At 73.0% G+C, this 13075-nt stretch carries 11 protein-coding genes; 8 read left to right on the top strand and 3 right to left on the bottom strand.

Annotated features, from left to right (window positions below):
* Window positions 1–14 precede the first annotated feature (14 nt).
* On the bottom strand, window positions 15–2177 hold the full coding sequence (locus ACFYOY_RS02965) for an alpha/beta fold hydrolase (protein WP_351879689.1): 2163 nt from the start codon (window positions 2175–2177) through the stop codon (window positions 15–17).
* A gap of 319 nt (window positions 2178–2496) precedes the next feature.
* On the opposite strand from ACFYOY_RS02965, the gene ACFYOY_RS02960 reads away from it, so the two are divergent.
* The 8 genes from ACFYOY_RS02960 to ACFYOY_RS02925 all read left to right on the top strand — a co-directional run bounded on the left by ACFYOY_RS02960 (window position 2497) and on the right by ACFYOY_RS02925 (window position 10457).
* Complete coding sequence (locus tag ACFYOY_RS02960; protein ID WP_069864354.1) at window positions 2497–2691, top strand: hypothetical protein; 195 nt, start codon at window positions 2497–2499, stop codon at window positions 2689–2691.
* Window positions 2692–2753: 62 nt separating this feature from the next.
* Window positions 2754–3638: an N-acetyl-1-D-myo-inositol-2-amino-2-deoxy-alpha-D-glucopyranoside deacetylase gene (gene mshB, locus ACFYOY_RS02955; RefSeq protein ID WP_351879692.1), complete on the top strand. Its 885-nt coding sequence runs from the start codon at window positions 2754–2756 to the stop codon at window positions 3636–3638.
* On the top strand, window positions 3635–4003 hold the full coding sequence (locus tag ACFYOY_RS02950; protein ID WP_351879695.1) for a DUF6113 family protein: 369 nt from the start codon (window positions 3635–3637) through the stop codon (window positions 4001–4003). Before mshB ends, ACFYOY_RS02950 begins: the two co-directional genes overlap by 4 nt.
* A gap of 196 nt (window positions 4004–4199) precedes the next feature.
* A complete protein-coding gene (locus tag ACFYOY_RS02945) occupies window positions 4200–6383 on the top strand; it encodes a hypothetical protein (protein WP_351879698.1) in 2184 nt (727 codons plus the stop codon).
* Between the two features lie 180 nt (window positions 6384–6563).
* Window positions 6564–7553, top strand: coding sequence for an ABC transporter ATP-binding protein (locus ACFYOY_RS02940; RefSeq protein WP_388584403.1), 990 nt, complete (start codon window positions 6564–6566; stop codon window positions 7551–7553).
* On the top strand, window positions 7550–8293 hold the full coding sequence (locus ACFYOY_RS02935) for an ABC transporter permease (protein ID WP_351879704.1): 744 nt from the start codon (window positions 7550–7552) through the stop codon (window positions 8291–8293). The genes ACFYOY_RS02940 and ACFYOY_RS02935 overlap by 4 nt, the downstream gene beginning before the upstream one ends.
* A gap of 122 nt (window positions 8294–8415) precedes the next feature.
* Window positions 8416–9687 carry a sensor histidine kinase gene (locus ACFYOY_RS02930; protein WP_388584400.1) on the top strand — a complete coding sequence of 424 codons (1272 nt, stop codon included), beginning with the start codon at window positions 8416–8418 and terminating at the stop codon, window positions 9685–9687.
* A gap of 164 nt (window positions 9688–9851) precedes the next feature.
* Complete coding sequence (locus tag ACFYOY_RS02925; protein ID WP_374212273.1) at window positions 9852–10457, top strand: response regulator; 606 nt, start codon at window positions 9852–9854, stop codon at window positions 10455–10457.
* Window positions 10458–11189: 732 nt separating this feature from the next.
* On the opposite strand, the gene ACFYOY_RS02920 is transcribed toward ACFYOY_RS02925, so the two are convergent.
* The gene (locus ACFYOY_RS02920) at window positions 11190–12026 is read right to left on the bottom strand and encodes a transglutaminase-like domain-containing protein (RefSeq protein ID WP_351879707.1); all 837 of its coding nucleotides are present in this window, start codon (window positions 12024–12026) and stop codon (window positions 11190–11192) included.
* Window positions 12027–12044: 18 nt separating this feature from the next.
* Window positions 12045–13061 (bottom strand): GNAT family N-acetyltransferase, encoded by a 1017-nt coding sequence (locus ACFYOY_RS02915; RefSeq protein WP_388584395.1) that lies wholly within the window; start codon window positions 13059–13061, stop codon window positions 12045–12047.
* Window positions 13062–13075: the final 14 nt, after the last annotated feature.

The raw sequence follows: 13075 nt of genomic DNA, 5'->3' as shown, positions 1-13075 counted from the left end.
CTTCCCGCGGAGCGCTACCGCATCCCGAGGGACCGCTTGAGGAAGTCCACCTGCAGCAGGAGCAGATTCTCCGCGACCTGCTCCTGCGGGGTCATATGGGTCACCCCGGACAGCGGCAGCACCTCATGCGGACGGCCCTCGGCCAGCAGCGCCGAGGAGAGCCGCAGGGTGTGCGCGGCCACCACATTGTCGTCCGCCAGACCGTGGATGATCATCATCGGCCGGACGGTCTCCGCCGCGCCGGACAGCCCCTCGTCGGTCATCAGCGCGTTGGCGGCGTAGACCTCGGGCTGTTCGTCCGGCAGGCCCAGATAGCGCTCGGTGTAGTGGGTGTCGTACAGCCGCCAGTCCGTCACCGGGGCGCCCACCACGCCCGCGTGGAAGACGTCCGGGCGGCGCAGCACCGCCAGCGCGGCCAGATAGCCGCCGTAGGACCAGCCGCGGATGGCGACCCGGCCGAGGTCCAGCGGATAGCGCTCGGCGAGCGCCGTCACCGCCTCGACCTGGTCCTCCAGCGTGACCGCGGCCAGCTCGTCGCGCACCGCCTTCTCCCAGGCGGGGGAGCGGCCGGGGGTGCCGCGGCCGTCGGCGACGACCACCGCGAAGCCCTGGTCGGCGAACCACTGCGAGGTGAGGTGGGCGTTGTGCGAGGCGACCACCCGCTGGCCGTGCGGCCCGCCGTAAGGGTCCATCAGGACCGGCAGTGGTCCGTCGCCCTCCCGGTAGCCGCTGGGCAGCAGCACGGCGCAGGGGATGTCCCGCTTGCCCGCGAAGAGGAGCTCGGGGCGGGCGGTGATGACGGGCTGCTCCGCGTACGAGGCGATCTCGGCGATGCGCTCGGCGGCGCCGTGGTCGGCGGGCCGGAGGATCTCCACGCTCACCCCGGGCCGATCCAACCCGGTGTACGCCAGTGCGAGCACCTCACCGCCGCGCACGGCGGAGTGGACCGCCGGGAAGGGCCGCTTGCCGACCGGCTCCCAGCCGCCCTGGTCGCCGCTGCCCCGGAACCAGGCGCGGTGGACATCGATCTCGCCCGGCCGCTCGGGCAGCGGAGCACCGGCCCCCGGAGAGGCGGAGAACAGCACGTCGTCCGTGCCGATGTCGAGGACCGCGCGCACCTGGAGGGCGCCGGACGTCAACTTGCGGTCGCCGACCATCAGCACCCGGGCGCCGCCCTCGTCCGCGATGCGGACGAGTCGTCCGTCCTCCGTCCAGGCCGGCACTCCGGGGAAAAGATCCAGCCAAACCGTGTCCTCGTCCACATGGACCGTGCTGGTCCGTCCGGTGTCGGTGTCCACGGCCAGATAGAGCTGGCTGCGCTGGTCCCTGGCCTGGACCAGAAGCAGGGGCGGACCGTAGGCCGACCAGTGCACCCGCGCGAGGTACGGATAGCGCTCCCGGTCCCATTCGATCTCCGTACGGGAGCCGTCCAGACCGAGCAGAACCAGCCGCACCTCGGCGTTGGCGGTGCCCGCGGCGGGATAGGCGGCCTCCGCGGGCTTCCGGCCAGGGTGGGCCGGGTCGGCGGTCCACCAGCGCTGTACGGGGGCGTCGTCAGCCCGGGCGGCCAGCAGGGCGTCGCTCCGGGGCGACCACCAGAAGCCGCGTGAGCGGTCCATCTCCTCGGCCGCGATGAACTCCGCGAGGCCGTAGGTGACGGTGTCCTCCTCCGGCTCCGCGAGTGCCCGGTCGTCCTCGCCGTCCGTGCCCGTGACCCGCAGCGCCCCGCCCGCCGCATAGGCGATGTGGCGGCCGTCGGGCGAGGGGCGCGGGTCCACGACCGGACCGGGGACACGCAGCTCACGGCTGGTGCCCGCGGGCAGATCGGTGGTGAAGAGCCGCCCGGAGAGGGCGAACGCGGCCCGCTCGACGGCGGCGTCCACCGCGTAGCCGACCACCCCGGCAGACCCCTCGCGGCTGCGCTCGCGCCGCGCCCGCTCCTCGGGGGACAGCTCCTCGCCGGCGCCGCCGAGCAGCTCGGCCGGGTCGGCGGCGGGGTACTCGCGCTGCCCGGCGAGGTCGTGCACCCACAGGAGGCCGGTCCGGTCGGTGCCCGAGCGGGAGCGCAGGAAGACGACGCGTGAATCGTCGGGGGCCACGGTCAGGGCCCGCGGTGCCCCGAGGGTGAAGCGTTGGGTCCGCGCGTGCTGCCGTGGGAACGAGAGCTGTCCGGTCATAGGGCGAGCGTACGGCTCAGGATCATCGCGAGGGAGAGTACGGATCGGTAGGCCGGGGCGGCGTTGCCGCCGGCACGGTCCGGCCGGAACGACGCGGGGGCCAACCGGCCCCGCCCGATGGCGAGATGGCGCATAACCACCGAGAAACCGCCCCGGGGGCGCGGAAGTTCGTGCGATCAGGCATGCGCCCCTGTCATGCTCCCGTGCACCGAGTCGTGTGCACAGCGCCATAGTTATGATCGATTGCGCATAGTGGGTAGGCCCTCTGTGGCATCAATATGTTGTCCGTCCGAGTGCGTGTATCTGGAGGTGAGCCGCTGTGGCGCTCTCGATCTCGATGTCAGTGCTGCTGCTGATCATCGTCTTCATGCTCGTGAACAAGGCAGGGCTGAAGGCGGTTCACGCGGTCGTCTGCGTCCTCCTCGGCTTCTACCTGGCGAGTTCTTCGGTAGCCCCGACGATCGACGACCTCACCACCAATGTGGCGGACATGATCGGCGGCGTGAAGATCTGACCCCGAGCGGGGCCGGGACGTGCGACCCGTGGGCACTGGTGTGCGAATCGTAGGCTGTGCCCATGACCGCTCTTCCCGCCCGTCGTCTGCTGCTGGTGCACGCACATCCGGACGACGAGTCGATCAATAACGGCGCGACCATGGCGAAGTATGCCGCCGAGGGCGCACGCGTCACCCTGGTGACCTGCACCCTCGGTGAGGAGGGCGAGGTCATCCCGCCTGCCCTCGCGCATCTCGCCGCCGACCGCGACGACGCGCTCGGTCCGCACCGGATCGGCGAACTCGCCGCGGCCATGGACGCCTTGGGGGTCGAGGACTACCGCTTCCTGGGTGGTCCCGGCCGCTATCGCGACTCCGGGATGATGGGCGCCCCGCAGAACGACCGGCCGGACTGCTTCTGGCAGGCCGACCTGGACGAGGCCGCGGGGCACCTGGTGGCCGTGGTCCGCGAGATCCGGCCACAGGTTCTCGTGGCGTACGACACTCATGGGGGGTACGGCCACCCCGATCACATCCAGGCCCACCGCGTGGCGATGCGCGCCGTGGAGCTGGCCGCCGACACGGACTTCCGCCCGGAGCTGGGCGAGCCGCACGACATCGCGAAGGTCTACTGGAACTGTGTGCCGCACTCGGCCGTCGAGGAGGGCTTCGCCCGGCTGCGGGCCGCGGGCCGCGATTCCCTCTTCCCGGGTGTCGCCACGGTCGACGACGTCCCCGGAGTGGTGCCGGACTCGGACGTCACCGCGTGCATCGACGGCACCGCCCAGGCCGGGGCGAAGGCGGCGGCGATGCGCGCCCACGCCAGCCAGATCGCGGTGGACGGACCCTTCTTCGCGCTCTCCAACGACCTGGGCCAGCCGATGTTCGTCCAAGAGCACTACCGGCTGGTCAAGGGCGAGGCCGCGGCGGACCGCGAGGACGACCTGTTCGCGGGGGTGACGGCATGACGGCCCTGCGCCTGGGTGGATACGCCCTGCTCGCCGTGGCCGGGGTGCTGGTCGGCGCCGCTGGCGCGCTGGTCCAAGCGGCATGGTTCCCCGGCGGGTTGCTGCTGGCGCTGCTCGCGGTCGCGGGCCTGTGCTACGGCGGGGTCAAGGCCGCGGGTGCCCGGATGGGCGGCGGAGTGCCCGCGGGGGCCTGGACGGTGGCCGTGTTGCTGCTCACTTCCTCCCGCTCCGAAGGGGATTTCCTTTTCGGCGCCGGGCTGGGGTCGTACGCTTTCCTCCTCGGCGGGATGTTCATCGGTGTGATGTGCGCCACGTTGCCTTTGGTGCCGCAACCTCCTGGCCCGCCGGTCCGACTTGGTAAGTGACGTGACGTTTTCGGCGCGACGTCCCCGGCACTTGGAGGCCCTTCGGACATGCGGCGAAGGGTGCGCCTCGGGCGTACCGGATGCGGTGATCCGGCGGCCGTCAAGTGCGCGTCCGCACCGCCCAGTATGGTGGTGCCGCCGCCGAGCCGCCCGCGTGAGGTCTGACGGGCGGCGGAGCTAACTGGGAGAACCTGCTTTGAGCCGTGAATCTGACAGTTCGTCCTCCGGGCCCCGGGAGGGAAGCGGCGGTGCCGCCTACCCGTCGGGTACCCCGCCGTACGGATCCCGCCAGTACCCCTCGCCGAACCCCACGCAGGAGGCTCCGCAGGAGTTCGCCGACGACGGGCAGGCGCGGGCCGCGGCCAAGCCGGAGGAGCCGAAGACCGAAACCACGCTGACGACCCGGATCAAGATCAACATTCCGGGGTCGCGGCCCATTCCGCCGGTGGTCATGCGCACGCCCGTCGCGGAGGACGGCGTACCCGCGCAGCGCTCCGGCGGGGACAACGACGCCCCCGAGCCCGCCAGCGGGCTGCCCCGGGTCGACTACACGCCGACGCCGGAGCGCGGTGTGCCGGCCGAGCCCGGCGGGCCGGGCGAGCCTTCCGAGAACCGCGAGAAGAAGGGCGACGGCGAGCAGCGGACCAGTGACTGGTTCTCGCCCCGTAGGCCCAGGGGCGGTTCGTCGGCCACCGGCAGCACGCCGACGCCGCCGATGCCCCCGGCCCCGGACACCACGCAGGGGTTCCCCGCTCCGGACACCACGCAGGGATTCCCCTCCCCGGAGACGACTCAGGGATTCCCGGCGCCGGACACCACCCAGGGGTTCCCGGCCCCGCAGCAGGGCGGCGGCCCCGTCGCCGATCTGCCGTACTTCACCGACGCCCAGGCCCCGTCCGGACACCCCGAGCCGACCGGGCCCACCACCGGCCCGATGACCGGCGACATGTTCATGCCGCCGTCCGGCCCCGGTGCGGGCCCGCACGACAGCGAGTTGCTGGCCCCGCCCGGACCGGGCCCCGCCGGCGGCCCGTACGGCGGTGACCCGCAGACGCCTCCGGGCGGCGCGGGGCCGCTGGCCGGCGGCCCGGCCGCCCAGCCGCCGACCCCGCCGGGCGGCTCACCGATGTCCGGCAGCCTCGGCGCCACCACCGGCGCGGGCCCGCTGACCGGCCCCGGGGAGGGGTTCGCGGACGGCCTCGGCCCCGACCCGTCCCCCTCGCTGTTCCGCGACCCCGAGCCCACGCCGGGCGGCGGGGTGCCGCCGGACCAGATCTCCAGCGACACGCTGGTCAGCGGGGTGCCCGTGGTGCCGTCGGCCGGGGGCCGGTCCAGACCGCCGGCGCCGCCCGCCCCGGGCGGCCTGGGGGCCCCGGCGCCCGGCGGCGCCAGCGCCCCGGCGCCGTCCGCCCCGAAGGCCGGCAAGCCCAAGAAGAAGGGCCGTTCCAAGGTCGTCATGGTCGCGGGCCTGCTGTTCGTGATCGCGGGCGGGGCCTACGCCGCCGGTCTGGTGATGAACCACGCCGATGTGCCGAACGGCACCACCGTCCTCGGCGTCGACATCGGCGGCAGCTCCAAGGAAGTCGCCGTCGACAAGCTGGACACCGCGCTGGGCAAGCGCACCACCGCCCCGCTGACGGTGTCGGTCGACGGCCAGCAGAAGGAGATCAAGCCCTCCGTCGCGGGCCTGGCGCTCGACACCGAGGCCACGGTCCGGGACGTCGCGGGCCGGGACTACAACCCGGTCACCGTGATCGGCTCGCTCTTCGGCGGCACCCATGAGGCCGACCCCGAGGTCACGGTCGACGAGGAGAAGCTGCGGGACGCCCTGGAGCGGCTCGCGGGCGACTCCGGCACGGCCCGCGAGGGCGGCATCGACTTCAGCTCCGGCAAGCCCGTCGCGGTGTACGGCAAGGAGGGCAAGGGGCTGGACGTGGACACGGCGGTCAAGGCCGTCTCGGAAGGGTTCCGCCTGCGCGCCGAGACCGGCCAGAACAAGGCCATCACCCTGCCGGTCGCCGTGCGCCGCCCCACGGTCAGCGACGCCGAGGTCGACCGGAAGATGAAGAGCTTCGCCAAGCCCGCGATGTCGGGGCTGGCCACGGTGCAGACGGACGCCCAGCACTCGATTCAGTTCGGCCCGGACAAGTCGCTGCCGAAGATCCTCTCCATGAAGGTGATCGACGGCAAGCTGGTGGAGAGCTACGACCTGTCCGTCATGAAGCAGCTGTACGGCAGCACCTTCGACGGCGTTCTGCTCGAACGGGGCGACGGCAGCAAGAAGCCCGTCACCCCGGAGGACGTGGAGTCCGCGCTGCGGCAGGCGCTGCTCGGCAAGACGCCCAGCGAGCGCATCGGCGTCATCGGCAAGGACAACTGAGCGGGCGCTGCCCGTTCACCACGCGGCCCCCGCCCGGCACCGGGCGGGGGCCGCGTCAGGTCTGCCTGGCCGCGGCAGGTCTCCCGGGTGCGTCATGCCCCGACCCATGACATCTGTCATCCCCAGGTCACGACCGCTGACACTGCCGGGCACCGCCCGCCCTCGGCCAGGCTTGTGGCCATGACCGCAACGACCGCTGTTTCCGCCCCCGGCACCGGGGCCGCCACCACGGGCGCTCCGCCCGTGGTCCGCTTCGAGAAGGTGAACAAGAGCTACGGCAGTGTGCGCGCCGTGGCCGATCTCGATCTCACGCTGTACCCGGGGGAGACCGTCGCCCTGCTGGGCCCCAATGGCGCCGGCAAGTCCTCCGGCCTCGATCTGCTGCTCGGCCTGCGCCACCCCGACTCCGGGCGGGTGGAGGTCTTCGGCACCACTCCGCGCCAGGCCATCGTCCGCGGCCGGGTCGGCGCGATGCTGCAGAGCGGCTCTTTGATGGAGGACGTGACGGTCCGCGAACTGGTGGGGCTGGCCTGTGATCTGCACCCCAAGGGCCATCCGGTGGACGAGGTGCTGGAGCGGGCGGGGGTCGCCGAGATCGCCTCCCGCAAGGTGAACAAGCTCTCCGGCGGTCAGGAGCAGCGGGTGCGCTTCGCGTTCGCCACCGCCGGGGCCTCCGATCTGATCGTGCTGGACGAGCCCACGACCGGTATGGACGTGGCGTCCCGGCAGACCTTCTGGGGCGCGATGCGGGAGCAGACGAAGCAGGGCCGCACCATCCTGTTCGCCACCCACTACCTCGAAGAGGCCGACGCCATCGCCGACCGGGTGATCGTGCTGCACGGTGGCCGGGTGCTGGCCGACGGCTCGTCCGCCGAGATCAAGGCGATGGCCGGGGCCCGGCGGATCTCCTTCGAGCTGGATGGGCCGATCGACGAGACGGCGCTGCGCGCCCTGCCCGCGCTGACCGGGATCGACATCTCGGGGCGTACCGTACGGGTTCGGTCCACCGACCCGGACGCGACCGTGCACGCGGTCTACGGGCTCGGGCTGTATCCGCGCGGCCTGGAGGTCACCGGGCTCGGCCTGGAGCAGGCGTTCCTCGCCATCACCGACGCCGCCACCGGTACGGCCACCGGCGCCGCGCCGACAGTTGAGGAGTCCGCACGATGAAGGCGCTGGTCAAGCTGGAGATCGCGCGGACCCTGCGCAATCGCAAGTTCATGTTCTTCACGATCATCTATCCGTCCGTGCTCTTCCTGCTGATCGCGGGCAGCACCGACGCCGACGACCGGGTGCCCGGCACCCGGCTGTCGATGCCGCTCTACTACATGGTCGCGATGGCCTCCTTCGGGGCGCTGACCGCCGGGCTGATGGGCAACGGCGAGCGGATCGCCAAGGAGCGCGAGGGCGGCTGGACCCGGCAGCTGCGGCTCACCCGGTTGCCCGGCCGCGGCTATGTGGGGGCCAAGATCGCCGTGGGTGCGGTGGCCACCCTGCCGTCGATCGTGATCGTCTTCGTGGTGGCCGCCGCCGTCAAGGGCGTGCGGCTGGACGCCGCCTGGGAGTGGGCGGCGCTGACCGGCGCCATCTGGGCGGGCTCCCTGGTCTTCGCCGCGCTGGGGGTGGCCATCGGCTATCTCGCGAGCGGGGACGCGGTACGCCCGCTGACCATGATCATCTACTTCGGTCTGTCGATCCTCGGCGGGCTGTGGATGCCGACCACGTCGTATCCGCAGTGGCTGCGGAACATCGGCGACTATCTGCCCACCCACGCCTACACCGCCCTCGGCCAGGCGATCGAGCTGGGCGGCGCCCCGCACGCCAAGGACGTCGCACTGCTCATCGGCTATCTCGCGGTCTTCGCGGGCGGTGCGGCGTGGCTGTACCGCAAGGACACCCGTAAGGCGTGAGCGGCACCCGTAAGACGCGAGAGACAGTCGTAAGGCGTAAGGGACATCCGTAAGGCATGAAGGACAGCCGTAAGGCATGACCGGGGACGTGACCCGAGGCGTGATCCGAGGAGAGAAGAACCATGGCTGACCGGGCCGAGTGGACCGACGGCGATCCGGAGTGCCGCCCCGGCGTGCGCCGCCGGCTGACCTGGTGGGCCGACGCGATGGCGTACGACGACGAGAACGACCGGCTGGCCGCCATCGGCCAGAGCCCCGAGAACCGCCGGCAGGCCCTGATCAAGCTGATGTGGATCGGGATCTGGATGGCCTATATGGGCGCGCCGGTGAGCGATCTCGCCGACGGGCACCACACCGTCCCCGCCACCGTGTGCGGTGCGCTCGGCCTGCTGGCCTTCGTCGCCATCTATCTGGTGCTGGTCTTCCGGCACACCGGCCGGGCGCTGAGCCGGGCCGCGGTCTTCGGGGCGCTGGGCACGTCCTGCGTGCTCGCCGTCGTTCTCACCCTCACCATGGGCGACGCCTGGCTGGTGCTGTGCGTCTATGTGTCCGTCGCCTACGGGGCGGTGCTGCCGCTGCGGCTCTCGCGGTGGGCGATTCCGCTGAACACCGCGTTCATGGTGGCCGTCGGGGTGCTGGTGCGCGGTTCGCACGGGCTGTTGTCCGCCCTGGTGATCCCCTCGCTGCTCGGCGGGTTCGCGATGAGTGGGGTGCGGCAGATGGTCCGTACCACCCGGGCGCTGCGCGCCGCCCGCGCCACCGTGGCCCAGCTCGCCGCCAACGAGGAGCGGCTGCGGCTCGCCCGCGATCTCCACGATCTGCTGGGCCACTCGCTCTCCCTGATCACGCTCAAGAGCGAGCTGGCGGGCCGGATGCTGCCCGACAAGCCCGAGCAGGCGGCGCGGCAGGTCGCCGATATCGAACGGGTCAGCAGGCAGGCGCTGGTGGACGTCCGGGAGGCGGTCAGCGGCTTCCGCCGCCCCACCCTGGAGGCCGAGGTCGCCGGGGCCCGTACCGCCCTCGCCGCCGCGGGCGTCGCCGCCGACCTGAGCCGGGCCGCCACCCACCACCCTGACCTCCCGCCCGACCAGGAGGGGGCCCTGGCCTGGGCGCTGCGCGAGGCGGTCACCAATGTGGTGCGGCACAGCGGGGCGCGCCGCTGCGCGGTCACGCTCGACGAGACGGGCCACGAGCTGTGCCTGACCGTGACCGACGACGGCCGCGGCGCGACCGGCCCGCACGGCAACGGGCTCACCGGGCTGGCCGAGCGGCTCCAACTGGCCGACGGCCGCCTGGAGACCGGCCCCGGCGAGCGCGGCGGCTTCACCCTCCGCGCCCTGGTCCCGCTCTCCCACGGCGTCCGCGTGGAACTGCCCTCACAGGCCGCGCCGTAGGAGGGCGGGCCGCGCCGTAAGGACCGCGCGGAGGGAGCGCGCGGAAGAAGGGAGCGCGCGGAAGAAGGGAGCGCGCGGAAGAAGGGAGCGCGCGGAAGAAGGGAGCGCGCGGAAGAAGGGAGCGCGCGGAAGAGCGGATACGAAGAGCGGATACGCTGCGGGGCGTGATCCGGGTACTGCTGGCCGAGGACCAGTCCATGGTGCGGGAGGCGCTGGCCGCGCTCCTCGGGCTCGAGGACGAGATCGAGGTCATCGCGCAGGTGGCCCGCGGCGACGAGGTCGTGGACGCCGCCCGGACCCATCGCCCCGATGTGGCGCTGCTGGACATCGAGATGCCCGGTATGAGTGGGATCGAGGCCGCCGCCGCGCTGCACCGGGCCGCGCCCGGGATCCGGATCGTGATCCTGACCACCTTCGGCCGCCCCGGCTATCTGCGCCGCGCGATGGAGTCGGGCGCCGACGCCTTCCTGGTCAAGGATGCCCCGGCGGCTCAGCTCGCCGACGCCATACGGCGGGTGCTGCGCGGGGAGCGGGTGATCGACCCCACGCTGGCCGCCGCCGCGCTGGTGGACGGGGCCAGCCCGCTGACCGCGCGGGAGCGCGAGGTGCTGCACGCCTCGGCGGACGGCTCGACCAACGCCGAGCTGGCCCGTGCTCTGCACTTGTCGCCGGGCACGGTCCGCAACTACCTCTCCACGGCCATCCAGAAGACCGCCGCCCGCAATCGGGCCGAGGCCGTCCGCATCGCCCGCGAAAAGGGCTGGCTGTAGCCGCGCGGGCTTTCCCCTCCCGCCCCTTCCCGAGACCTGACGATATGCGGCTCCGCCGCGTGGGGCCCCGGCCCCCGCCGGGGCTCCGCTCCTCAACCGCCGGAGGGGCTGGAAGGCCGGGCCGCCGTCCCGCGACGATCGGCCTGCCTCACGTGCCAGGCCCTGCCCGGCGGCTCTTCCCGGGCCCATGGCGCCCGTACGACGCCCCCCCGCGTCCGCCCCTGGCCCCCTGGCCATCACCGGACAGCCGCCAGGCCCTGCCCGGTGGATCTTTCCGGGCCCCGGCATCCGTACGACGCCCTCCGCGTTCGCCCCTGGCCCCCCTGGCCCCCTGGCCCCCACCGGACAGCCGCCAGGCCCTGCCCGGTGGATGTTCCCGGGCCCCGGGCACCCGCATGGCCCCCGGCCACCACCGGGAGGTGCCCCAGCACCGGACGCCCGAGCCGACGACGCTCGGCACGGCGCCCCCAGCGCCCGCCACCGCGCCCCTGACCACCACCGGAGGTGCCCTGCGCCGGACGCCCCGGGTCCCGAGGCCGAGCAGCCGCCGATGCTACCGGCGCGAAGACCCACCGGACAGCCGCTCAGCAGATCGGCGGAGGTCGACTGCGGTTCGAAAGGGTCCTGAAGTGGCGCGGGGCTGTGCCGATGTGCGGCTCCGCCGCGTGGGCGACCGGCCAAGATGGCGCCGCAGACGATCGACAGCAGGCCAGGGCACTTTCAGGGGAGCGCTTAGTTGAGCATCGCGCGGGCGGCGCGGGCCTCGTGGCGTACGGTCTCGGCGGCGTCGGGCTGCACCGCCTCCACCACCTCCGCGTACTCCTCCAGCTCCTTGGCGCCGGTCATGAAGTCGCCCCGCTCCACCAGGAGTTGTGCCCGCTCGTAGCGCAGCTCGGCCGGATGGCTGGGCAGCAGCAGCGACAGCTCGACCGCCCACAGCCGGACATCGGTGCGCTCGGGGCGGGCGGATGCCCAGGCGCGGATGTTGTTGAGGATCCGCAGCACGATGTCCAGCGGCCCGGCCGGGCTCAGCATCGACGCAGAGAGCGGGGCGCCCGTGGCCCCCGACACCAGCCTCGCCGCGTCCTCACTGGACAGCGGCCGCCCGCCGTCGAACGGATCGGCCAGCACATGGCTTCCGTAAGGATCGCCGAAGCCGACCACGAAGTGGCCCGGCAGCGCCACCCCGTACACCGGCGCCCCCGCCCGCCGTGCCACCTCCATCCACACCACGGACAGCAGGATCGGCAGTCCACGGCGGCGCCGCAGCACCGTGTGGAGGAGCGAGGACCCCAGCCGCCCGTAGTCGGCGGGGCCGCCCCGGAAGCCATGGCGCTCGCCGAGGAGGCGGGCCAGCGCGGCGGCCCAGTCCTCGGGGCCGCCGGGGGAGAAGGGAAGCTGACCGGCCAGCCGGTCGAGCTCGATCTGCGCTTCGTCGAGTCCGGTCTCGTCCAGTCCGGAATCGGCCTCCATGCCGACCAGCAGGCACAGCAGCGCCAGATCGGGGCGCTCTTCGCGGGCCGCGTCGGCGAACCGCCGGCGGCGGGACGTGTCGTTCATCCGTGGCATAGCCGACTCGTACCCTGCTCAGCGCACATCGTGTCCAGATGCGCGCCAGTGGTGGTAGCTGTGGTGGACGGTGAAGCCCATGCCCTCGTAGAGGGCGTGCGCACCGTCATTGTCCGTCTCCACCTGGAGATACGCGGCCGAGGCGCCCTCGTCGAGCGCCTTGCGGGCCAGTGCCGTCATCACGGCCTTGGCCAGTCCCTGGCGCCGCCGCTCCGGGGCGACCTCCACGGCGGTGAACCCGGCCCAGCGGCCGTCCACCACACAGCGCCCGATCGCGGCCGGGGCGTCTCCCTCCGACCCCGGCACGGTGGCGAACCACACCGAAGGGCCGCCGGACAGCACCGTGCGCGCCTCGGGGGAGGGCTCGCCGGACGACCGCTGGTAGCGGGCCAGCCAGGCGTCGTCGAGTCGGCGGGAGAGCGTCACCGCCGAGGTGCCGGCGTCCAGGTCCCCGATGGGGGCGAGCGCCGCGATGCGTATCCGCGCCGAGACCTCCCGTGTCCAGCCGCGGCTCTCCAGCTCCGCCGCGAGCAGCTCCTGGGTGCCCTCGGCGCCCGTGCTGACCTGGATGTACGCGGGCAGCTCCCGCGCCGTGTACCAGTCGGTGACCCGGCGCAGCGCCTCGTCGAGACCCATCCCGGGGTCGCCGAGGGGCAGCACCGAGTTGGCGCGCCGGGTGAATCCTTTGGAGGCGCGCAGCGTCCACTCGCCCAGCGGCTCGCTGACCATGGGCGGCCAGGCCCTGGCGGAGACCCGGTCCAGCTCGGGCGCGGTCGCGGTGGGGCCGCGGCGGCGGGCCGGAGCCGCGGGCACCACCTTGCCCGCCACCAGGGACGACTCGGCGATCCGCACGGCCTCCCCGGTGCGCCGCGTGATGGAGAGCGAGCCCTCGGTCCACGATGTGAGAACACCGACCACGTCGGTGAAGGTGGGGGCGGGCTCACGCTCCCCGGTGATCAACCTGACCGAGACGCGTTTTCCCACGTCATCCGGGGTGATCCGGACTTCAAGACGTCCGCCAGTGGTGAAATCCACAGCTCAGTCAGCCC

Source organism: Streptomyces sp. NPDC007875, assembly GCF_042868035.1.
Lineage (GTDB): Bacteria > Actinomycetota > Actinomycetes > Streptomycetales > Streptomycetaceae > Streptomyces > Streptomyces antimycoticus.
Note: the sequence above shows the minus strand (reverse complement) of the source record. Positions and strands in the feature narration are given on the sequence as shown.

Coding starts and splice junctions, on each gene's coding strand:
- ACFYOY_RS02965 (WP_351879689.1), bottom strand. CDS start 2,177: ATGACCGGACAGCTCTCGTTCCCACGGCAGCACGCGCGGACCCAACGC.
- mshB (WP_351879692.1), top strand. CDS start 2,754: ATGACCGCTCTTCCCGCCCGTCGTCTGCTGCTGGTGCACGCACATCCG.
- ACFYOY_RS02950 (WP_351879695.1), top strand. CDS start 3,635: ATGACGGCCCTGCGCCTGGGTGGATACGCCCTGCTCGCCGTGGCCGGG.
- ACFYOY_RS02940 (WP_388584403.1), top strand. CDS start 6,564: ATGACCGCAACGACCGCTGTTTCCGCCCCCGGCACCGGGGCCGCCACC.
- ACFYOY_RS02935 (WP_351879704.1), top strand. CDS start 7,550: ATGAAGGCGCTGGTCAAGCTGGAGATCGCGCGGACCCTGCGCAATCGC.
- ACFYOY_RS02930 (WP_388584400.1), top strand. CDS start 8,416: ATGGCTGACCGGGCCGAGTGGACCGACGGCGATCCGGAGTGCCGCCCC.
- ACFYOY_RS02920 (WP_351879707.1), bottom strand. CDS start 12,026: ATGCCACGGATGAACGACACGTCCCGCCGCCGGCGGTTCGCCGACGCG.